Below are 23,273 nucleotides of genomic sequence, written 5' to 3' on the forward strand. Positions count from 1 at the left end.
GGAGTTACTATAGCCATGAGTTTATTGACTGTAGAGAACGTATCACATAATTTCGGGGAACGTACTCTATTTAAGAATGTATCCTTTCGTTTGTTGGCAGGCGAACATGTTGGTTTGGTTGGAGCAAACGGCGTAGGCAAGTCAACACTAATGAATATTTTGACCGGGCAGCTGTTAAAAGACAGCGGCAAGGTGGAGTGGACGCCGAAGATCCGGTACGGATATCTGGATCAGCACACCAAACTGACACCTGGCAAAACGGTTCGTGATGTGTTGAAGGATGCCTTCCTGCCCCTGCTGGAGCTGGAAAAAGAAATGATGGAGATCACCAATAAGATGAGTGATGCTTCTCCTGAAGAGTTGGAGCTGCTGCTCGAACAAATGGGTGAAATTCAGGAACAGCTGGATATCGGGGATTTCTACATGTTGGACGTAAAGGTTGAAGAGATGGCGAATGGTCTTGGGTTATCCGTCATTGGCCTCGATCGCGATGTAGCAACATTAAGTGGGGGACAGCGTACTAAAGTATTGCTTGCAAAGCTTCTTCTGGAGAAGCCCAATGTACTGTTGTTGGACGAGCCCACCAACTATCTGGATGTTGAGCATATTGATTGGCTCACTCAATATTTGAAGCAATACCCATATGCTTTCATCTTGATATCCCATGATACGGAATTTATGAACCAGGTGGTGGATGTGATCTATCATTTGGAATTTGCAAAATTGACTCGCTATACAGCGAACTACGAGAAGTTCCTGGAAATGGCCGATATCAATAAGAACCAGCATATTGATGCTTACGAGAAGCAGCAGGAATTCATCAAGAAACAGGAAGACTTCATTCAGCGGAACAAGGCCCGTTATTCCACCTCTGGCCGAGCGAAGAGCCGGGAGAAGCAGTTGGATCGTATGGAGCGGATTGACCGCCCGGAGGAAGCGGCTAAACCAGTGTTTAACTTCAAGGAATCCCGTGCTAGTGGTAAAACGGTATTCGAGGGGATCGACTTTGAGATCGGATACGATCGACCATTGCTCCCCAAAATGAATATCCTGATCGAGCGAGGAGAGAAAATTGCCATTGTTGGCTGTAATGGCGTAGGTAAATCAACGCTGCTGAAGACCATATTAGGCAAAATCCCGGCGCTCTCCGGGAAGACGTATCAAGGGGATTTCCTGGTGCCTGCTTATTTTGAGCAGGAAGTACGTCCAGGGAATATTACGCCGATTGATGAAGTGTGGAACGAATTCTCACATTTGAACCAGCACGAGGTTCGTGCAGCGCTTGCTCGCTGCGGGCTCAAAAACGAGCATATTACCCGTCCATTGAAGGCACTTAGCGGCGGAGAGCAAGCCAAGGTCCGCCTGTGTAAACTTCTGATGCGCGAAAGCAACTGGATTCTGTTTGACGAACCGACGAACCACCTTGATGTTGTGGCTAAGGAAGAACTAAGACGTGCTTTGAAAGAATATAAAGGCACAATCCTGCTGGTTTCCCACGAACCGGAGTTTTATGAGGATTGGGTGACCAAGATCTGGAACGTCGAAGACTGGTCCAACCAGAATTCCTGATTCATATTAGATCACAATCCTGCTCACTGCCAGGATATATGAAACCCTGATTATCATAAATTTATTAGTATTCCATAAGGAGGATGGGCAGATTGCTGCCTGTCCTCCTTATGTATATCCGCAAAATGGTGCGTACGGTTACGTTTATTGGTTTTATGTTTTATGCTATATCGTATATCGTTCGTATATCGTATGGTATATGCCTTATGTTTTATGTTTTATGTTTTATGGTATAAGTGCATTTATGATATGCTAGAAACAACCTGAAATGAACGGAGGAGATGTTGATGGAAGACATGGACTTATCCATCGGGGCATCATTATATGAAGGGGATTCGCATCCATAGCCCCATGAACCCGTGTAATTCCCTTCTGAAAGGGAGTCGTATTAAAATGAATTCGGAAAATAACTTAAATCAGGGAGAAGACGCCATGCTCTCTCCTGAGAAGTCGGTTATACGGCGGGGCCAGATTGTGTACCGCCCAGCCGGAGCTTGGACTCCGGCTGTACACTCTTTGTTGAAGCATTTGAGGCAATCAGGGTTTACATCGATTCCGGCTATTATAGGTTCAGGATGTAATGAGAAAGGCCAAGAGATGCTAAGTTATATCGAAGGCGAATTTGTTCATCCCGGGCCATGGAGCGACGAAGGCATCATCGAAGTAGGACAATTATTACGGCAGCTTCATGACGCTTCTGCTACATTTAAACCCCAACCCGGGCTTGTCTGGAAGCCGTGGTTCCTGCGTAAACTGGGCGACACCAGGGTTGTATACAGCCACGGTGATATTGCACCTTGGAATATGGTTACCCGTGATGGGAGGCCGATTGCATTAATTGACTGGGAATACGCTGGCCCTGTACATCCGTTTGTTGAACTAGCCCGCGTATGTTGGCTATTTCCGCAGCTGCATGATGATGATGTAGCTGAAAGGGTTGGTTTGCCAAATGCAGAGGTTCGTGCAAGGCAGCTCCGTTTAATGGTTGACGCATATGGCCTCGATCCAACTAGTAGGGCCGCCCTCTTTGAGATGATCGTTGAAGTGGTCGTTCGGGAAACGGCAGAGGAAGCGATCGAGCTACAGGTCACGCCGGAAACGGAAGGCCATCTATGGGGGATTGCCTGGAGGGCGCGGAGTGCGGCCTGGATTCTGCGTCATCGCAGTATACTGGAGAAGGCGCTAAATACTAGGTTGTATTAGGTTGCAATAGTTAAACAGCCCATCCTCTTCGTGGGATGGGTATTTTCAATCATGGGTCGTCGTCAAAAAAACTTCGTGAACGTCATCTTTTGTTAGAAGATTTGCAGATATTGATCGGAGGAAAATTCATGTCTGATTTAAGCGATAACAGGGAGGAAGTAAATCGTACAGAGCCTCTCTTCATGGCAGCCTCGGGGTCCCCGGACCGTGGTGTAACAATGAATAGGGAACGAGAGGATCGGTATTCTAGGCAAGAGCGCTTTACGCCATTTGGAAAAGAAGGTCAGCTCCGCCTCCGGGACAGTCACGTGCTCGTTCTTGGTGCTGGGGCGCTGGGAAGCGCTATAGCGGAAACTTTGGTTCGCGCAGGTGTCGGGCATGTAACGATCGTGGATCGGGATTACGTGGAATGGAGCAATCTGCAGCGTCAGCAGCTGTTTACCGAACAGGATGCGATCGATCGATTACCGAAGGCCGTAGCAGCGGCTAAACGGTTATCCGAAATTAATTCGGATGGTATCGTGGATGGTATCGTTATGGATGTACGTGCCCAGGAACTGTCGGTACTCTGTCAAGGCGTTGATTTGATGATGGATGCTACCGATAATTTCGGGACCCGGCTGATCCTGAACGACATCGGTTTTAAGCATGGAATCCCGTGGATTTACGGAGGCTGCGTCGGAAGCTCAGGAATGAGTTACACATTCTTGCCGGGAGAGACGCCATGCTTGAACTGTCTGCTTGAAACGATTCCCTTGGGTGGTGACACCTGCGACATTAACGGAATTCTTCCGCAAGCGGTACAGATGGTCGTTGCCCATCAAACGATGGAAGCGATGAAGCTTTTGTCAGGACACCGACATGCTCTTAGAAAAAAGATGCTGTCGTTCGATTTATGGCGTAATGAACGGGTGGAGTTTGGCGTGGACCGAGCGAAAAAATCGGACTGCCCCACATGCGGCGAGCATCCGAAATATCCTTACTTGACGGCTGAACATGCTGATAAAAGCGAAGTGTTGTGCGGCAGGGATACGGTACAGATTAGGCCAGCCAGACCGCTGCAGCTTCAGCTGGATGAAATGGCCGATCGATTGAACAGGCTTCATCAAGGAAAAGCAACCGTAACGCCGTATATGATCATCTATCAGGTGAATCCACATCGTTTGGTTATATTCCGGGACGGTAGAACCCTGATACATGGCACATCGGATATCGCCAAGGCCAGGTCGCTGTACAATCAATACGTTGGTGGGTAATTACAAGGACAAGAGCAAAAGCGTTTCATCAATAATCGTAAACGCGCAAAAGGAGTGGGCCTCACAGACCCACTCCTTTTCATGTTGATCCCCAATCGCTTAATTCAAAATTAAATTAAAGCCGTTCTGAATGAAATACAGATCAGGATGAGCGATATTTTGTGTTGTCAGATTGTTAAATGTTGCCGACCCATTGCCCGTATAGGTGTAAATCGCCGCACCTGGATGAGGATTCGAGAATCTTGAGGATGTGATCCCGTCTAGCCCCGTACCGTCAATATGGATGTTGTTAAATACGATGTTCTGAAAACCGCCGCCATAACCAAGCTGAACGGCACTGCGCTGGGTGTTCAGGATATCGATGTTGGTAAACGTGACATTGCGGATTGCATCATTCGATGCTTCCAGATCGATTGCGCCGCGCTCCCCATCGTACAGGTCTTTACTGGTTCCACTCCCAATGATCGTTGTATCGGAGAACAGAATGCCGGTATTGTTCTGGAAATGGTACCCCGGGAACACGGTATTCATTCGAATACCGGAACCGCCTACGGTGTCAACAATCAGGTTGTGAGTAGCCTTATGACCGCTTCCTCCAAAGAATGCGATGGCTGCTGCGCGCCAATTATTTTCGATGGTGTTATAGGAGAAGGTGTTGTTAACGCCCGCAGGTGCGCCATTCACGTTACTCGTCCATACGGCGAGACCATCGTCTCCGTTATTTCGAATGCTGCTATTGCGGACAGTTGAATGGCTGGTTCCTTGGGCAAAATTGACCCCGTCCGCGAGATTATTGCGGATTCGGCTGTTTTCAATGATCAGACCCTCCGCAATAATGGCTGGGGTATGCGCATAATCGCCTACCCAGAATCCACACTCAAAGTGCTCGACCCACACATTGTGAATTTTGGAGTTGGTGCCGAAGTTATCCATAAATCCCTTGTAGATTGCATTTTGATTATAACGTGACCGCAGATTTGAGTTGAGGTAGATATGGCTGAAATCCAGCTGGCCCGTGATCCGAAGCGAGATCCCGCCAGAAGCGGCATTTGAATTGGTAAATTGAATATTTGTATGCCAGATGCCTGCGCCCATGATCTTGATGTCATCAATCATATTCCCAACTGAGCCGATCTTCCACATGTTGCCCAAATGGAATGTTCCTTCAGGAATGTATAAGGTTTTGCCGGTTGAAGCGGCAGCCTGCACAGCAGCTTCAAACGCCGATAGGTCATCTTGGCCGTCGTTCGGGGTTGCACCGAAATCCGTTACGGATACCGAATTTGCCGGACGGGCGATTGCCGCAGGGACCGGCTCGATTTCGATAAAATCAACGCCATACTCCAGGTTATCGGCATTGGACTTCTGAATACGAATGTGGTCTCCCGGCTGAAGCGGCGTATCCATCTTCCAGTGTACTTCATCGAACCGGAAGAGAGGGCGTCCCCCACCAGGCGCATCTGCAGGATGATCGCTAGAGAAGTATTGCCAGTTGTAGTAGGAAGTCAATGGAATGGTCTTTTTCTTCGTGCCATTCACATAAACGTCGAGTGAGCCGGTCAATCCCATGCCGTCGGGTGAGTCCGGCATCGTATAGCGCATAGTTACGCCAGCCCCGCCTTCACCTGGCCGAACCGTCCATTCGAGATTGGACCCGTTGGAAGGTAGCGCTACATAACGTTGGCCGGATGCTTCCGATGCTGTGAGCGCTTGATCGAAAGTCGGTGCCGACTTTAACAGAGCCCCGCCACCGCGTAATGCATCATCCGTATCGTAAAGGGTATATGGCATGCTGGCGCCGCGGGAGGAATATACCGTGAGATTGGCCTGGCTGACGTTGTTCTCCCGTTTAACGGGTAGTTCGTTTGCATCCGGTGCTACGGATGTTGTTAACGTGTAGCTGCCATTTGCCGCTGTCCATGTCCCCGGAATTTTGACAGCGGCGGAGGAGCCGGCAGCAAGCACGCCATCATAACTTCCGGTGAAGGTTTGAATCGTTGAACCGGCCGGATTCTTCAGAGCGACGGAAATTGTGTGGGATCCGCTTGCCGTGGCTTTATTGCCCTGATTCTTAAGATTTACGGTAAAGGATACTGCATTCCCTGCGACAGGAGTGGCGGGTGTCCATTGTACCGTTCCTATCAAATCAGAACTTGCGAGCGCACCAATAACCAGAGGGGATGGATGCGAATAGCTGTTGTTTTCGTTATTCTGTTCCATGATTTCATTATCCTCATCGACCTTGGCACTGACGGAATAGGATCCAGCAACCTTGGTTCCGGCATGGAGCGTTACCGTGGAGGATGCTCCTGCCGCAAGCGGACCTACCGGGGAGGAGCCTGCTTTCGTGTCATTTAAGTAAAAATTGACCGTCGTAGCCCCAGCTTCCAAGTCCCCAATGTTTTTAACTGTAGCACTCAGTGTAATGTCATCGTTTTCATTCGGGGAAGCTGGAGTCCAGGACATATCCGTAATGGTCAGGTCCGGATTCTGTGCGGGTGTGCCGTAAACTTCGAATTCCGCAATTTGCCCTGCCGGTGCGCCGGAATTGGACGTTATGTTCAATTGTAGACGTTTCACGGTCGCCGTTACCGGAATCATAACGAAGTTGCCGGACGCGGGATTGAATGTATGAGACTGAGCCGATACCAGATTACTAAAATTGGTTGTGCTCTGGTCATGCCCAAGCACTTGTATGGTTTGGGTGCGCGTACTCCACGCTAGAGACGGATTCAGCTTCAGCACGATGGAGGTGATATCGTGATCGGTTCCCATGTCGAGCGTCAAGGAGCTTGGGTTGCTTCCGCCTTCCCAGTAGGTTTGGATGTCGCTGTCGTTAGCATGGGTTGCTATATACGTGAAGGTGCTTGAGGAGGCGGTAATCGGTTTGCCGCTCGCAATATTGTTACCCGTTGGAGGTGTTGGCGGGGAGACCGATGGTCCATAAATTTCAAACTCAGACAGCTGCGCTGCCGGCCAAGTCGTGTTACTCGTTACGGTCAGGCGAACATATCGCGTGCTCGCTTCGTCAAAACGGATAGTCACCGAGTTTCCTGCTGTAGACGGGTTGAATTCATAATCGGCAGAATCCACGATATTTGAGAATGTTGAACCGTTCGAGCTGCCTTGCACCGTTAACGTTTGTGTCCGTGATTCCCAAGTGGCAGGTAGTTTAAGGACGATCCGGTTGATGCTGGTGTCATCACCGAGATCGACTTGAATCCACTGCGGAAAGGCTTGATTGGTACTTTCCCAGTACGAACCTTCATTGCCATCGTTAACGTTAGCCGGCTCATAAGTTTGGGATTGACCACTTGCTGTTACGGTTTTGCCAAGCGAGAGGTTTGTTTCCCCTGCGGCTGAAACCGGTGCGGGCGGCCCTGCGGCCGTGCATACGATAGATATCAGCATAGCCATGACAAGTGGCCATACCACGAGTTTGTTGCGCATGTTATTTTCCTCCTCCAAAGTGTTCACATACTTTCCCATTAAACATGAGCTAATCGGTGAAGATATCCCCCTTTCCTAATCCTATATCCCATTATAAAAAAAGCGCCGCTTCAGAGATAAGATGTATTTCTACGGAAATCGTATGTGATCCCAGCATCTTTTGGAGTGAAAGCAGGATGAATCAGCCATACTTACATTATTAAGTGTTGAAAGCGGGGGGGAACCCGTGGAGAAAGTAATTCTGATCGCGGCAGACAATCAAGATCGGGCCCAGACCGTTATGGAGATTTTAAAACAAGCGGGCTATGAGGTTATGCATGCCATGAGTTATTCGGAAGTGGTCGCCATTTTACAGCGCTCAGGCGCAGACTTGCTGCTCATCGACAGCAGACTGCCGGGTATGAACCATTTTAATCTCGTGGAACGGCTGACGGGCAAAAAGGAACAGATCCCGATCATCGTCATCGGAAATGACGGTTCTGATGAAGCCATTCAGGCATTGGAGGCAGGTGCCCATGACTATATCCCTGATGACAGAGATACAAGGGAGCTGTTGGCGCGGATTGCCAATTTGCTGAAACTTTTTCAGACAGGTCGCATGGAACAGGAGGAAGTCATCCAAATCGGAGATCTGGTGATCGATCCTCTGAGCCGGAATGTATCTCGGGATGAAGAAGCCATCGAGTTGACTCATCGCGAATATGATCTGCTGCTGTTTTTGGCTAGAAGGCAGGGACAAGTATGCACGCGTGAGGATATTTTAAAACAGGTGTGGGATTACGATTTTCATACGGGTACCAACGTGGTGGATGTCTATATTCTTCATCTAAGAGAGAAAATCGATAGAGGGCGCAAACAAAAGCTGCTGCGTACGATTCGGGGAACCGGATATAAACTGGTATCGCAGGAAGAAATCAATGCTGCAAGCAAAAAAGACCGCCTTCCGTAAGTGGAAGACGGTCTTTGATTTCATTTCAATAGTAACAAGTGGAGTAATGAACTCTACAGTACGCGGCGGGCTTTCAGGTAAGTCTTACTCCAGTTGCCTGACAGGCTGGAGATCGTTACGCCAGGCTTGCCGTAAGTGTGCAGAATTTTGTTGTTGCCCATATAAACGGCTACGTGTGTTACGTTTCTACCATTTGCGCGGCTTCCGCTCGAGAAGAATATCAAATCGCCGGCTCTCAGGTTCGATTTTGATACAGCCTTACCGACTTTGGATTGGGCAGCGGATGTGCGTGGCAGATTTACGCCGTATTTTTTAAAGATATGCTTCATAAAGGAAGAGCAATCAAATACTCTTGTCGTGGACGTGGATGCTCCGAATTTATAAGGTCTTCCCATATATTGTTTACCAAAGTTAACGACTTGAGATCCTTTGCTTACAGATGCTGCTTCTACAGGAGTCGGTGGTGCAACAGTAAGTACTGCTCCTACTCCCAAAGTTGCGCTCAAGCTGATTACTACGGCCTTCTTAATCCAATGTTGTCGATTCATGTTGTGATTACCTCCAAGCAGTTTTGTTTTAGCGATGAACCGAGTATATCAGATTTGAAACGGACTATATTTTGGATAATCGGCGCAAACCCTTGGGCCACATGAAATGAAAGCGAATTATTAAAATATCATTAAAAGTTACAAAATATTAAGAATTAGATGCAAACGATGACTTGAAAACGAGAAAAAACCCTTGATATACAAGGGTTTTTGACAATAATTTCGATTGTTAACATTGCTGCATCAAAGATGACAAAATAGTAATGATTAGTGGTCTTTACTCTGAATAATAAGGAGCAGACCGCCTTCGATCCGGACCGTCCCTTTGTCCTCGGCCAGCTTATTGCTAACTCCGAGAGACTGCCCCAATCGCAATGTGGCATCGTGAAGCGGGTACTCAAATCCTTCGAGATTGATCCCGGTAACTTCCGTAGTCAGCGGCAGTAGGGAGACATATGTAAACCCTTTGTTCTCAACTATGCAGCTGGAGCCCGTCAGGGTAATAAAATTGTTCTCATCTAATATAGAACACGGAATATGATGTTGGAGTCCACGAATCAGCATATGGATATTAGCCAGCGTATGATCCAGGCGCGTTCCCGTAGCTCCCAGAATCAGTATGGATTCGGGGGAATGCTCGAGTGCCATTTCGAAGGCAAGCTCGGTGTCGGTCAAATTTTTATCGATCGGATCACAGTCGATTACCTTACCGCTCATAGATCGTACTCGATCCATCTGGCCGGGCGGAATGGAGTCAAAATCTCCAACGGACAGGTCCGGCTTGATCCCATGTTCAATCAGGTAGAGGGCTCCGCGATCAGCCCCTATAATGAAGTCCCCGTTTTGAACCTCATCCAGGAAACGTGGTGACAACTCCCCACCTGTAAAGATCAGGACTCGAGTATAGTTCATTATATAAATTCCTCCTTTTTCGAGAGAATTGTCATTGTATTCTAGTATAGAGCAGTTTTCATGCTTGCACAATTTTAATAGGCACGGCTACAATGTAGTATGTAAATTGACGGGGGAGCGGGGGAACTGAATTTTGGACATGCATCTGTTTGACGTATTCAGTATCATTGGCACCATTGCGTTTGCCATGTCCGGAGCTTTTGTAGCTATGGAAGAGGAATACGATATTCTGGGGGTTGTGGTTCTGGGTTTAGTCACAGCCTTCGGCGGGGGTATTATAAGAAACGTATTGATCGGCGTGCCGGTTACCACCCTGTGGAGCCAGGGGGATTTAATCATGCTCGCGATGATTTCGGTATTTGTAGCGTTTGTGCTGCCGCTCGCTTTGATTCAGCACTGGAAGAAAACGGAGGCACTGTTCGATGCGATCGGATTATCTGCCTTTGCGATTCAAGGGGCTTTATATGCTACGCAAATGAATCACCCCATGAGCGCGGTGATTGTGGCTGCTGTGCTTACCGGAAGCGGCGGGGGAATGGTTCGCGATTTATTGGCAGGGCGGAAACCGCTGGTGCTGCGTGATGAGATCTATGCGGTCTGGGCCATGATAGCAGGAGTCGCCATCGGCCTTGGTGTCGCCACCAAGACATGGGAACTGCTGGCTTTGTTTGTTGTGGTGATCGTATTCCGGATGCTGTCCGTGCTTTATAAATGGAGATTGCCCAGAAGGTCGCTGCACGAGGGGCATCCTGTGGCAGCCAATGGAAAGAAAGTCAGTTCGGGTTAATGGAAGGTAGGCAACAATACTCATTAAGTTAGATTTCTCGTAAAATGACGATTTATTATAGCGTGAAGGAGAGAGGACCATGGTATCCGTTTTGTTTGTATGTTTGGGCAATATCTGCCGCTCGCCAATGGCGGAAGCGGTGCTGCGACATAAAATTGTACAGCGTGGGCTGCAGGGAAAGATCAGCGTGGATTCTGCCGGCACAGGAGATTGGCATATCGGAAACGTTCCCCATGAAGGAACCCGAAAGCTGCTGGACAGCTGGCAAATCAGCTACGAAGGAATGGTTGCTCGCAAAGTGGTAAGCGAGGATCTCGTCAAGTTCGATTACGTCATCGGCATGGATGATTCGAATGTGGCAAATATGCGCAAGTTAGCGGGCGGCGAACAGGCTGCGATTCTGAAGTTTATGGATTTGCTGCCCGATGAAAAGCTGCGCGAGGTGCCGGATCCGTATTTCACTGGAAATTTTGATGAGGTGTACCGGCTAATTGATGCGGGGTGTGACATCTTACTGGACAAAATCATGAAAGAAAAGCTATAATCGATTCGAACAAGCGGTGAGTCCACCGCTTTTTTGACGAAAATCATTGAAAGCGATACCAAGAAGAACGGGCTGCCGAACATAAAAGATGAACAATGCACATTCCATAAAAAATGCGCGGTTGTTCATCTTTTTTTGAAGTGAAGCAACAGGAGTGGCATAACTTGTGCTAACTATTGCTTCAAAGGTATTCTTTTTTTGCCAACGGCTTTAAAGCGTAACGCGTGAAGTCCCGGGTGGGACAGGCAATGAATTTGCTGTAACAGGTCATTTATATAGCCAATGGATTTTGCCAATCTATCGATTAATCAAGGAAGTACATAAGAGCAGCAGGGAGCTCTTTTTGCCAGAATCCCCAAAGGTGACGGCCGTCTTTTTCAAGATAGGATAGGGTGGCACCCCGTTCTTCCAGCAATGCCTTTGTTGAACGATTCAGTTCAACGAAGTTATAGACACCTGTATCGGTTGCATAGTTGTCTTCTTGCAAGCCTACAATCATATAGATGTCGAGCCAGGACAAATCCCGTTCTTCCCTAATCATATTCTGGGACTTCTCATAGAAGGCGCCGGACAAGCTGATGATTCGGGTAAATAGATGCGGGTAACGCAAGGCCAGATGCACGGAGACGCTTCCGCCAAGGGAGTCGCCGGCGAGTACTCTTTCGGCAGGCTCTTTGCGCACAGGATATTTTTGTTCGACGAAGGGAATAATCTCTTCGGCGAAGCAGGATAGGTAAGCATCGAAACGGTTGCCGAATGGCGCATACTCCTCGGTGCGAACTTTGGTGTTCACTTCCACGCCTACAATGATGAACGGCTCCACGCCTTCTTCGAGTATGAGCTGGTTGGCCCAAGTCGCGATGCGACCAAAATTGAAAAATTCCTCTCCATCCTGACAGTAAACGACGGGATAGCTGAGAATTTCATTGTATCCGGGAGGAAGGTAAATGCGCAGCGTTCGATTCTCCTGCAGAAACTTGCTTTCAATCACTTCTTTTACAATGGTTCGCTTCAATAAACGTTCATTCGTCATCATTCGTCACCTTTTTCGGGTTAGTTTTTGAAATGCTGTAAACAATAAGTTAAAATTACCCTGACATGTCTAAGTTGGCTGCTGTTCTATGATGTTTGTCATACTGTTATAGTATTATCTATTATCTGTTATACATACAAACGTTAAGAAATATGAAATTTTATCTCGTATTTCTTTGACGAATGGAGTGAAACAGGTGTATAATAATTCTATAACAGCGGAACTTGATATTCAAATATTTATTGAGGTGAAAAAAATGACCAAGGTTCCTTATGAAGTATATACCGAGGAAGTCGATACTCTATCTGTACTTTCCCCGGATGGCAAAATCGTAAACAAAGATCTTTTGCCTGAATTGTCAGACGATCAACTGAAAGAAATTATGTACCGTATGGTATTTACCCGTACTTGGGACGACCGCGCTGTAAATCTCGGCCGTCAAGGACGTCTCGGTTTCTATGCTCCTGTATCCGGTCAAGAAGCAACAATGGTAGGTAGCGAATTCGCTCTTGAGAAAGACGACTTTGTCTGCCCAGGCTACCGTGATATGCCGCAAATCGTATGGCATGGACTTCCACTTTATCAAGCGTTCCTCTACTCCCGCGGACATCAGCATGGCGGACAAATTCCAGAGGGTGTTAACGTATTGATGCCTCAGATCATCATTGGCGCGCAAATCTTGCATGCTATGGGTATCGCTATGGGTTACAAATTGAAGAAGCAAAAACAAGTTGCTATTACGTATACCGGTGACGGTGGTTCTTCCGAAGGCGACTTCTACGAAGGTTTGAACTATGCAGGCGTGTACAAACTGCCTGTTATCTTCTTCGTGCAAAACAACGGCTATGCGATCACAACTCCATTCTCCAAGCAGACTGCAGCATTGTCTATCGCACATAAAGCTGTAGCAGCTGGTATCAAGGGTGTTAAAGTTGACGGCATGGACGTTCTCGCTGTGATCAAGGCCGTTCGTGATGCTGCAGAACGCGGCCGCAATGGCGAAGGCGCAACGCTTATCGAAGCTGTGACATACCGTTTCCGTCCGCATTCCCTGTCTGACGACGCTACGAAATATCGTACGAAGGAAGAAGAGGGCGAGTGGAACGAGAAGGATCCGATCGCACGTCTTGCGAAGTACCTGGAAGCAAAAGGCCTCTGGACAGAGGAAGATACAGCTCGCGTGAGAGAAGAAGCGAAAGCGAAAGTCAACGAGCAAATTAAAAAAGCAGAACAAACGGAAAAAATGACGGTACCTGGTTTGATCGACAGCATGTTCGAACAAACACCGAAGCATCTGGAAGAGCAGAAAGCCGATTTTCAATAAAAATGACGGGCCGATGATTGTCGAAGGTTGATCCTGGATAATCATCCGGTTTGTCATGGCTGCATGCATCAGGTCTGTTTTAAATTACGTTTTGACATCGATATATAGCCGCAAGGCATAACACTGGAATTTTAGTGAACTGTATTTCTTAAGGAGGAAATGAAGCAATGGCACAAATGAACATGAAAGAAGCGATTCGCGACGCCATGCGCGTTGAATTGAGCCGTGACCCTAACGTTGTCATCTTCGGTGAAGACGTGGGTAATGTCGGCGGTGTTTTCCGGGTAACGGAAGGCCTTCAAAAAGAATTCGGGGAAGAGCGCGTATTCGATACGCCGCTGGCTGAGTCCGCTATCGGCGGTTTGGCAGTAGGTCTCGGTATTCAAGGCTTCCGTCCGATCGCTGAAATTCAATTCGTTGGATTTATCTTTGAGGCGCTTGATCAAATCGTCGTTCAAGCAGCGCGTATGCGTTACCGTTCCGGTGGACGTTACAACTCCCCAATCGTATTCCGTACGCCATTCGGCGGCGGGGTTAAAGCAGCTGAGCTGCATACGGATGCACTCGAAGGTTTGATTACACAAACCCCGGGTATTAAAGTTGTAGTACCTTCCAATCCTTATGATGCAAAAGGGCTCATGATCGCAGCGATTCGCGATAATGACCCTGTGTTCTTCATGGAGCACTTGAACCTGTATCATGCGTTCCGCGCTGAAGTTCCTGAAGGTGAATACACCATTGAGCTTGGTAAAGCTAACGTGGTTCGCGAAGGAACCGACGTTACGATTATCGCTTACGGCCTGATGGTTCATACCGCAACGAAAGCGGCGGACGAACTTGAGAAGAACGGAATCAAAGCTGAAATCATCGACTTGCGCACCATTTCTCCAATCGACATCGATACTGTGCTTGCTTCGGTTAAGAAAACCAACCGTGCCATCGTGGTTCAAGAAGCACAAAAATCGGCAGGTGTAGCTGCAGAAGTTATCGCTCAAATCAACGAGAAAGCGATTCTGCACTTGGAAGCTCCAGTGCTTCGCGTGACTCCGCCGGACACGGTGTATCCATTCGCGCAAATCGAGGACACTTGGTTGCCTACTCCAGCACGTATCGTGGATGCCGTCAATAAAGTATTGAATTTCTAATAGCAGCAATATCTAGGGAGGTTTTTCAGTTGGCAAAATTTGAATATCGTTTTCCAGAGCTGGGTGAAGGTCTGCATGAAGGTGAAATCATCAAAATGCATATCAAGCCAGGCGACAAAGTAACAGACGACGACATCATCATGGAAGTACAGAACGACAAGGCGGTCGTAGAAGTTCCTTGTCCCGTGAACGGTACGGTTCAAGAAGTGTTTGCCAAGGATGGTCAAGTGTGCCGTGTCGGTGAAGTGGTAGCTATCATCGATGCTGAAGGCGACATTCCTGAGCAAGAAGCTCCTGCTGAAGAGCAGTCGGCGCAAGAAGCTGACGCAGCGAAAGGCAGTGCAGATACAACTTCTTCACCGGCTCAAAATGCTCCGGCTGACGCTAAACAAGGCGGAAACGGTGAAGCAGCAGCACCAGCAGCACCTAACCGTGAAGTTCTGGCTACACCTAGCGTGCGTAAATTCGCTCGTGAGCAAGGCGTAGACATTGCACAAGTGCAAGGCTCCGGCAACAACGGTAAAGTGACTCGCGAAGATGTTGAAGCCTTCAAAAACGGTGGAGGCCAAGCAACAGCTCCAGCGCAAGAAGCGGCTTCCGAAACGAAAGCAGCTCCTGCAGCAGCATCCGCAGCGGTGGATACTCGTGCAGAAGAAGAGCGCGTACCATTCAAAGGTATCCGTAAAGCGATCTCGAACGCCATGGTTAAATCGGCTTACACAGCTCCTCACGTTACGATCATGGACGAAGTTGACGTAACCGAGCTGGTAGCGTTCCGTACCCGCATGAAACCGATCGCGGAGAAGAAAGGCACGAAAGTTACGTATCTGCCATTCATCGTTAAAGCACTCGTTGCGGCTAGCCGTCAATTCCCTGCTTTGAATGCGATGATCGACGAAGAAGCGAACGAAATCGTGTACAAAAAATACTACAACATCGGTATCGCTACAGATACAGACAACGGTCTGATCGTACCGGTTATCAAAGATGCGGATCGTAAGAGCATCTGGATGATCGCTGACAGCATCCGTGACCTGGCTGCTCGCGGCCGTGAAGGTAAACTGTCTCCTAACGAAATGAAGGGCAGCACGATTTCCATCACGAACATCGGATCCGCAGGCGGTATGTTCTTTACACCAATCATTAACTTCCCAGAGGTTGCTATTCTCGGTACTGGCCGCATCAGCGAAAAAGCGGTTGTGAAGAACGGCGAGATTGTAGCAGCACCTGTTATGGCATTGTCCTTGAGCTTTGACCACCGTATCATTGACGGCGCAACGGCTCAAAACTTTATGAACTATATTAAACAACTGCTCGCTAACCCTGAGCTGCTTGTTATGGAGGTGTAACTAATGGTAGTTGGAGATGCTTCTTTAGATATTGATACTCTAGTCATTGGTGCTGGTCCTGGTGGTTATGTGGCGGCGATTCGTGCCGCCCAACTGGGTCAAAAGGTTCTGATCGTTGATAAATCGGAACTCGGCGGTGTTTGCTTGAACCGTGGTTGTATTCCTTCCAAGGCTTTGATCGCTGCAGCTCATCAGTTCGAATCCGCTAAGCATGCCGATGCATTCGGTATTTCCGTGGAGAACGTAACGGTTGATTTCGCGAAAACACAGGAATTCAAAAACGGCGTTGTCAAAAAAATGACTGGCGGCGTAGCCGGTTTGCTGAAAGGCAACAAAGTGGAAGTTTTCAACGGCGAGTGCATGTTCATCAACGAAAACGAAGCGCGTGTATTCAATGATCATGAATCTCCGCGTTACCGCTTCAAGAACTGCATCATTGCTACAGGTTCCCGTCCAATCGAACTGAAGCCATTCCCGTTTGGCGGACGCATCTTGTCTTCTACCGAAGCATTGAACCTGCCTGAAGTACCGAAGAGCATGATCGTAATCGGTGGCGGCTACATCGGTGCCGAGCTTGGTCAAATGTACTCCAAATTCGGTTCGAAAGTAACGATCATCGAAGGTCTGGACAGCGTTCTGGCTGGCTTTGACAAAGACATGACAAGCCTCGTTACGAAAAACATGAAGAAAACCGGCATCGAAATTATCACAGGTGCTAAAGCTGAAAGTGCTGAGCAAAACGATAAAGAAGTTACCGTGAAATACTCCGTGAATGGCGAAACCAAAGAAGTAACAGCAGATTACCTGCTGGTTACGGTTGGCCGTCGTCCGAACACGGACGGAGAGCTCGGTCTGGACCTGATCGGCCTCGATATGGATGAGCGCGGATTCGTGAAAGTTGACCATCAAGGACGCACAAGCATTCCTCATATCTTCGCAATCGGGGATATCGTGTCCGGTCTGGCGCTTGCACACAAAGCTTCCTATGAAGGTAAAGTGGCTGCTGAGGCCATTTCCGGAATGCCTTCCGTCGTGGATTACAAATGTATTCCAGCGGTTGTGTTTACAGATCCAGAATGCTCCAGCGTAGGTTACACCGAAGCTCAAGCGAAGGAAAAAGGCCATAAAGTGAAAGCTGGCAAATTCCCTTACGCTGGTAACGGACGTTCCGTATCCTTGAACCATCCTGAAGGCTTCGTGAAAATCGTGGCTGAAGAAGGAACAGGACTTATTCTTGGAGCGCAAATCGTAGGTCTGGAAGCTTCCAACCTGATTGCAGAGCTCGGTCTTGCGATTGAAATGGGTGCTACGCTTGAAGATGTAGCCTTGACGATCCATGCGCATCCGACGCTTGGCGAAATCGTAATGGAAGCTGCGGAATTGGTTATGGGTCATCCGATCCACATCATTGCCCGTTAATCCAAACGACGTTTTTCGAGTCATTATATATTCGGCCAGGAGGCAGAGAACGCGCAGGCGGTTTCTGCCTCCTGTTTTTGTGTGTGGATATCGAACATGGTAGACTGTTGATATGAGATTCTAGTGAGGTGACTATACATGAAACAATACTTGGAGCTGCTGCAAGACATTCTTGATCATGGAGTAGAGAAAGGGGACCGTACGGGGACGGGAACGTTATCCGTATTTGGAAGACAGCTGCGTTTTGACCTTTCCAAAGGCTTCCCTCTGATGACAACCAAGCGGATTCACCTGAAATCGGTGATCCATGAGCTTCTGTGGTTCTTAAGCGGAGAAACGAACATCAGGTATCTGAAAGAAAACGGCGTGCGGATATGGGACGAGTGGGCGGATGAGGACGGCAATTTGGGACCGGTTTATGGCTCGCAGTGGCGAGCATGGGAAACGCCGGATGGACGCCATATCGACCAGATTGCCAATGTCATCGATTCGATTAAAAACAATCCCGACTCCCGGCGGCATATCGTCAGTGCCTGGAACGTGGCAGAGATCGATAACATGAAGCTGCCTCCATGCCATTTTGTATTCCAATTCTACGTGGCGGGCGGGAAACTCTCCTGTATGCTTACCATGCGTTCTGTGGACAGCTTCCTTGGGCTGCCGTTCAACATTGCGAGTTATGCGCTGCTCACCCATATGGTTGCCCAGCAGTGCGGCCTGGAGCCGGGTGAATTCATCTGGTCCGGAGGCGATGTCCATATCTACTCCAATCATATGGAACAGGTCAGAACGCAGCTTGAACGTGAGCCTTATGAGCTGCCGAAGCTGGTTATCAAGCGCAAGCCGGAGAGCATCTTTGATTATACATTCGAAGACTTTGAATTTGAGGGTTACCAGTATCATCCAACCATTAAAGCGACCGTAGCTGTATAAAAAGAGTTCAAGCGGATTTGCAGTGACATCACATATATAGGAAGGAGAGACTGGAGTCATGATATCCATGATATGGGCAATGGGCAAGGATCAAGTGATCGGACTGAACGGTACGATGCCATGGCGACTGCCGCGGGATATGGCTTTTTTTAGGGAGACGACCCTGCACAAGACGATTCTCATGGGGCGCAAGACGTGGGAGTCCTTTGGCAGTAAACCACTGCCTCATCGGAAGAACATCGTTCTTACGAGAGACCAAAACTTCACGCTGACAGAGGATCAAGGCATCGTGATCCATGATATCGATGAAGCCCTTCCCTACGCGGAGAACGGAGAACTGATGGTGATCGGCGGATCGCAGATCTATGAATTGATGCTGCCGAAAGCGGATCGTCTGTACTGCACATTTATTGATGAGACTTTTGAAGGGGATACATTCTTCCCTGAAGTGAACTGGGATGAGTGGAAGATGATTGAAGAGGTTCCCGGCATAACGGATGAGAAAAATCCGTATGCCTACCGGTTTGTTACATTCGAACGAAAATAAAGAGCTTGTTGGTGAGCTTAAAAGGGATAGACATCCTCCAATCCATTCATGTTGACAATACTTTGATAGTAGGATAGTACAAATGATCATGCATATAGTCCATTTAACAGGAGAAAAGCGAAATGCTACTATATTTTTAATGTTTATTCAAATCGCAGCTTAAATAGCCGCTAATCGTGGGGATTCATGCTCTGATAAAATTTTTTTTAGCATAAATAGAAAAAATAAATCAGGCTGAAACCTGTTTCTTGGGTCGTCTGAAGATCGATATCGGATGATTTATGATATGATAAATTGTACATGGTAACCAGCATGGATAGAACGGATGGGGGTAAAGCAGTATGTCTACACCAACAGGATTTATGGAATATCAGCGCCAGCTTCCGGCAGATCGGAGCCCGGCAGAACGAGTTAAAGACTGGGAAGAGTTTCATAAACATTTAGAAGAAGAAGAGCTCCAGACCCAGGGAGCACGCTGCATGGACTGCGGTACGCCATACTGCCATACAGGGATCGATATGCTCGGCGGCACTTCGGGCTGCCCGATTCACAATCTGATTCCGGAATGGAACAATCTTGTTTATCGGGGCTTGTGGAGAGAAGCTTTGGAGCGTCTCCATAAAACAAACAATTTCCCTGAGTTTACCGGACGCGTATGTCCTGCCCCTTGTGAGGGTTCCTGCACCGTCGGTTTGATTGGGGAGCCGGTCACGATTAAATCCATCGAGCAAGCGATCATCGATAAGGGCTTTGAGGAAGGGTGGGTTATTCCCGAGCCGCCGACAAAGCGCACGGGGCGTCGCGTAGCCGTTGTCGGTTCTGGTCCGGCAGGGCTGGCTGCTGCTGCTCAACTGAACAAAGCAGGCCATTCCGTAACTGTTTATGAACGTGCCGACCGCATCGGCGGCCTGTTGACTTACGGGATCCCATCCATGAAGCTGGACAAGGGCATTGTTCAGCGCCGTGTAGATCTGCTCGCGGCTGAAGGGGTCGACTTCGTTGTCAACACCGAGATCGGCAAGGACATTCCCGCCAAGCAGCTGATGGAAGAATACGATGCTGTCGTACTGTGCGGCGGTGCAACAAAGCCGCGTGAATTCAATATTGAGGGCAGTGACCTCAAGGGCATTCATTACGCGATGGACTATCTGAACGGAACCATCAAGAGCCTGCTGGATTCGGGTCTTGAGGACGGCAACTACTTGTCGGCAAAAGACAAGGACGTGATTGTCATCGGCGGCGGCGACACCGGCTCCGACTGCGTCGCGACAGCGCTTCGTCACGGCTGCAGCAGTGTCACTCAGTTCGGTACGCATAAGCAGGCTCCGCTGCAGCGTGATCCGTTTGCGAACCCTTGGCCGCAGTTTCCGAATGTGTACACGCTTGATTACGCACACGAGGAAGCCAAAGCGCTGTTTGGCAACGATCCACGCGAATTCTCCATTATGACTACGAAATTTGTCGGAGATGAAGAGGGCAATCTGAAAGAGCTTCATACCGTTCAAATCGAGCGTATTGTAGATGAAACCGGTCGTAAAGTGTATCAACCGATTCCGGGCACGGAAAAGGCATTTCCTGCTCAAATGGCGTTCATCGCCATCGGTTTTGACGGACCGGAGCATACGCTGGTCGAGCAGCTGGGGCTTGAAACGGATCGCCGTTCCAATGTGAAAGCACCGTATGGCAAATATACGACCAATGTGGATAAAGTATTTGCCGCCGGAGATATGCGTCGCGGTCAAAGCCTCGTGGTATGGGCCATCAACGAAGGTCGCGAGGTGGCACGCGAAGTAGACAAATATTTGATGGGTGCGACCGTACTGGTTTAATCCTTCTCCTAAATATGCTATCATACTAATAGTAGTAAAAGGACTTCGCTCTCGCGAAGTCCTTTTTGGAGTTAGCCACCGCGCCATGGTGACTCATCGGGGAGGAGAATGTCATTTGAAAACGTTGGTCATTGCCGAAAAGCCGGATATGGGACGGAACATCGCTGCGGTCATCGAGCCGAGGGCCAAGAATAACCGTACATATCTTGAAGGTGAGCGATATATCATAACTTGGGCTATCGGACATCTGGTTGGGCTAGCGGAGCCGGATGCATATGATCCGAAATACAAACGCTGGAATTTACGGGACCTGCCTATCATTCCGGAGCAATTCAAAATCATCCCGAATCCGAAAACCAAGGATCAACTGAAGGTCATTGGAGAGGTCGCCAAGCGCTGCAGCCATATCGTAAATGCATGTGATGCGGGACGAGAAGGACAATATATTTTCGCTCTTATCCAACAGCAATTAAAATTGAAACAGCCTGTAAAAAGACTATGGATTTCGGATTTAACGGCGGAAAGCATTGCCCGTGGCTTCGCGGAGCTGAAGGATGGGATTGAATTCGAGAATTTAACGCAAGCTGCGCGCGCACGCAGTGAAGCTGATTGGTTGATCGGCATGAATGCATCGCGTGCCTTTACGACCCGTCATCAGACATTACTGTCGGTTGGGCGGGTCCAGACGCCGGTTCTGGCTCTGATCTATGACCGGCAGAAGGAAATCGAAGCCTTCGAATCGCAAACGTTTTACGACGTGAAGGCCGTGTTCAAACAAGAGCAGTTGGAGTATACCGGAACATGGCAGGGAGAACGGCTGACCTCGCAAGAGAAAGCGGAGACGATCGCATCGAAGGTCAATGGAAAGAATGGGGTCATCACTAAATATGAAGTCAAAGAAACGAAAGAATATCCGTTTAAATTGTATGATTTGACCCTGCTTCAGCGTGAGGCCAATGCCAAATACGGATATTCCGCAAAAAAAACGCTGGATCTTGCGCAAGCGTTGTATGAGCGTCACAAGGTGATTTCATACCCGCGTACCAACTCCAATTATGTGAATGAACAGAACATCGAAGGCATGCACAAGGCGCTCCATATGTTGAAATCGACCTCCTATGCATCGATGGCTGAAGGAGCGGATCCTAACCGGGTGCATATAAACAATAAAGCGGTTTGTAATCCGCAGCGGGTTGAGGATCACCATGCCATCTTGCCGACATTAAAGCGTCCGGGCACACTCAGCAAGGAAGAGCAGCATATTTATGATCTGGTCATCCTCCGGTTTCTGTCGCATTTCTACCCGCCGGCGATGTATAAGCAGCATACGGTGCTCACTGAGGTAGAGGGTGAAACGTTTAAAACAGGCATCAAGGAACTGCTGTCGCTTGGCTGGAAGGTGCTGATTTCCCAGGATAAAGAGCAGAAGAAAGCCAAGTCTTCCAAGAAGGGGAAAGAGGACGAGGAAGAAGAAACTCAGGAATGGAACGACCGTTCCTTTGATCTATCTCCCGATGAGCCGGTACACTGCAAAAAATCCGAAGTGAAAGAAAAGGCAACCCAGCCGCCAAAGAGTTATACGGAAGGTACCTTGCTGAAGGCGATGGAGAGTGCCGGAAAATCCATTGAGGATGAAGCGCTTCGGGATGCGATGAAAGACAGCGGTCTGGGAACGCCGGCAACCCGTGCAGCGACCATTGAACGCTTGAAGAAGGTCGGATATATTACGATGCAGGGCAAAAGAATCACGGTTACCCAAAAGGGAAGGACGGCGGTGGAGTTGATCCGCCATGCAGGCGTAGAATTACTCGCTTCGCCTGAGATGACAGGTCAATGGGAACGGCGTCTTCACCAAATATCCAAGGGCGAGGCTTCCGCTGACGTGTTTATGCAAAACGTGCAGAAGTTTACCATTTCGATCATCAATAAGGTATCCTCGCAGCGTCAGGCGCCGTCGTCATTATTCGGCGGGGATGAGGACAAGTCCAAAGGCAGAGGGAACCGAAGCACGGGAAAAGTTGCCGCGGCCCCACGTGACAAGGAAGAACGTGCGGCTAAGCGGACTCCGAAGGCGGATACCTCCACATCAAGTGAAGCATCGTCCGTACGCTCCTCATTAGGCCGATGCCCTAGACCCGGATGTGAAGGGCATATTATTGAAGGACGCAAAGGCTATGGCTGCGCGAATTTCAAAACCGGCTGCAGCTATGTCATCTGGAAGGAATTTGCCGGTAAACAAGTTTCGCATGCGATGCTGAAATCCTTGCTGCTTCAAGGCAAGACCCAGCTGTTAACCTTTAAAAACGAGGACGGCAGCACGTATAAAGCCAGGATTGTCCTAGCTGCTGAAGGGAACGGAAAGCTTGCCGTTCAGGCAGAGGACTCGAATGAAGCCGTGAAATCGTGAGGCGACACCGTTAAATAAAAAAACCGAGCCAACCAGGGATACCCTCCTTGATCGGCTCGGTCTATTTTG

18 protein-coding genes are annotated in these 23,273 nt (G+C 48.7%); 14 read left to right on the forward strand and 4 right to left on the reverse strand.

The annotated features are described in order from the left end of the window. Positions 1 to 15 precede the first annotated feature (15 nt). The 3 genes from CRG97_RS12715 to CRG97_RS12725 all read left to right on the forward strand — a co-directional run bounded on the left by CRG97_RS12715 (position 16) and on the right by CRG97_RS12725 (position 4,028). On the forward strand, positions 16 to 1,569 hold the full coding sequence (locus tag CRG97_RS12715; RefSeq protein ID WP_098743285.1) for an ABC-F family ATP-binding cassette domain-containing protein: 1,554 nt from the start codon (positions 16 to 18) through the stop codon (positions 1,567 to 1,569). 393 nt (positions 1,570 to 1,962) lie between these two features. Beyond that, positions 1,963 to 2,772: an aminoglycoside phosphotransferase family protein gene (locus tag CRG97_RS12720; protein ID WP_098743286.1), complete on the forward strand. Its 810-nt coding sequence runs from the start codon at positions 1,963 to 1,965 to the stop codon at positions 2,770 to 2,772. A gap of 182 nt (positions 2,773 to 2,954) precedes the next feature. Then, a complete protein-coding gene (locus CRG97_RS12725; RefSeq protein WP_237566438.1) occupies positions 2,955 to 4,028 on the forward strand; it encodes a ThiF family adenylyltransferase in 1,074 nt (357 codons plus the stop codon). Positions 4,029 to 4,127: 99 nt separating this feature from the next. Here the strand turns inward: CRG97_RS12725 and CRG97_RS12730 are convergent, their stop codons facing one another. Continuing rightward, complete coding sequence (locus tag CRG97_RS12730; RefSeq protein WP_098743288.1) at positions 4,128 to 7,478, reverse strand: discoidin domain-containing protein; 3,351 nt, start codon at positions 7,476 to 7,478, stop codon at positions 4,128 to 4,130. Between the two features lie 226 nt (positions 7,479 to 7,704). Here CRG97_RS12730 and CRG97_RS12735 point away from each other — a divergent pair, with 226 nt between their 5' ends. Then, a complete protein-coding gene (locus CRG97_RS12735; protein ID WP_098743289.1) occupies positions 7,705 to 8,427 on the forward strand; it encodes a response regulator transcription factor in 723 nt (240 codons plus the stop codon). Between the two features lie 53 nt (positions 8,428 to 8,480). Here the strand turns inward: CRG97_RS12735 and CRG97_RS12740 are convergent, their stop codons facing one another. After that, on the reverse strand, positions 8,481 to 8,975 hold the full coding sequence (locus tag CRG97_RS12740) for a C40 family peptidase (RefSeq protein WP_098743290.1): 495 nt from the start codon (positions 8,973 to 8,975) through the stop codon (positions 8,481 to 8,483). Positions 8,976 to 9,242: 267 nt separating this feature from the next. Then, entirely contained in the window at positions 9,243 to 9,887 is a 645-nt protein-coding gene (locus CRG97_RS12745) for a thiamine diphosphokinase (RefSeq protein WP_098743291.1), read from the reverse strand. 139 nt (positions 9,888 to 10,026) lie between these two features. Between CRG97_RS12745 and CRG97_RS12750 the strand changes: the two genes are divergently transcribed. Together CRG97_RS12750 and CRG97_RS12755 are read left to right on the forward strand one after the other, a co-directional pair. Next, entirely contained in the window at positions 10,027 to 10,674 is a 648-nt protein-coding gene (locus CRG97_RS12750) for a trimeric intracellular cation channel family protein (RefSeq protein WP_098745046.1), read from the forward strand. Positions 10,675 to 10,753: 79 nt separating this feature from the next. Next, on the forward strand, positions 10,754 to 11,218 hold the full coding sequence (locus tag CRG97_RS12755) for a low molecular weight protein-tyrosine-phosphatase (protein ID WP_098743292.1): 465 nt from the start codon (positions 10,754 to 10,756) through the stop codon (positions 11,216 to 11,218). Positions 11,219 to 11,522: 304 nt separating this feature from the next. On the opposite strand, the gene CRG97_RS12760 is transcribed toward CRG97_RS12755, so the two are convergent. Further along, positions 11,523 to 12,251, reverse strand: a complete 729-nt coding sequence (locus CRG97_RS12760; protein WP_098743293.1) for an alpha/beta hydrolase — start codon at positions 12,249 to 12,251, stop codon at positions 11,523 to 11,525. Positions 12,252 to 12,507: 256 nt separating this feature from the next. Between CRG97_RS12760 and pdhA the strand changes: the two genes are divergently transcribed. The 8 genes from pdhA to CRG97_RS12800 all read left to right on the forward strand — a co-directional run bounded on the left by pdhA (position 12,508) and on the right by CRG97_RS12800 (position 23,204). Further along, complete coding sequence (pdhA, locus tag CRG97_RS12765; RefSeq protein ID WP_076321344.1) at positions 12,508 to 13,575, forward strand: pyruvate dehydrogenase (acetyl-transferring) E1 component subunit alpha; 1,068 nt, start codon at positions 12,508 to 12,510, stop codon at positions 13,573 to 13,575. Between the two features lie 167 nt (positions 13,576 to 13,742). Beyond that, entirely contained in the window at positions 13,743 to 14,720 is a 978-nt protein-coding gene (locus CRG97_RS12770; RefSeq protein WP_098743294.1) for an alpha-ketoacid dehydrogenase subunit beta, read from the forward strand. A 29-nt stretch (positions 14,721 to 14,749) separates the two neighbouring features. Beyond that, complete coding sequence (locus tag CRG97_RS12775) at positions 14,750 to 16,069, forward strand: dihydrolipoamide acetyltransferase family protein (protein ID WP_098743295.1); 1,320 nt, start codon at positions 14,750 to 14,752, stop codon at positions 16,067 to 16,069. Positions 16,070 to 16,072: 3 nt separating this feature from the next. After that, on the forward strand, positions 16,073 to 17,488 hold the full coding sequence (gene lpdA / locus CRG97_RS12780) for a dihydrolipoyl dehydrogenase (RefSeq protein ID WP_009589200.1): 1,416 nt from the start codon (positions 16,073 to 16,075) through the stop codon (positions 17,486 to 17,488). Positions 17,489 to 17,626: 138 nt separating this feature from the next. Next, a complete protein-coding gene (thyA, locus tag CRG97_RS12785) occupies positions 17,627 to 18,421 on the forward strand; it encodes a thymidylate synthase (protein ID WP_098743296.1) in 795 nt (264 codons plus the stop codon). A 58-nt stretch (positions 18,422 to 18,479) separates the two neighbouring features. Next, positions 18,480 to 18,968, forward strand: coding sequence for a dihydrofolate reductase (locus CRG97_RS12790; protein WP_098743297.1), 489 nt, complete (start codon positions 18,480 to 18,482; stop codon positions 18,966 to 18,968). Positions 18,969 to 19,309: 341 nt separating this feature from the next. Further along, positions 19,310 to 20,797: a glutamate synthase subunit beta gene (locus tag CRG97_RS12795; RefSeq protein WP_098743298.1), complete on the forward strand. Its 1,488-nt coding sequence runs from the start codon at positions 19,310 to 19,312 to the stop codon at positions 20,795 to 20,797. A 115-nt stretch (positions 20,798 to 20,912) separates the two neighbouring features. Continuing rightward, a complete protein-coding gene (locus CRG97_RS12800) occupies positions 20,913 to 23,204 on the forward strand; it encodes a type IA DNA topoisomerase (protein WP_098743299.1) in 2,292 nt (763 codons plus the stop codon). Positions 23,205 to 23,273 lie beyond the last annotated feature (69 nt).

Origin of the sequence: Paenibacillus sp. EZ-K15, assembly GCF_002573715.1 — a bacterium.
Lineage (GTDB): Bacteria > Bacillota > Bacilli > Paenibacillales > Paenibacillaceae > Paenibacillus_AQ.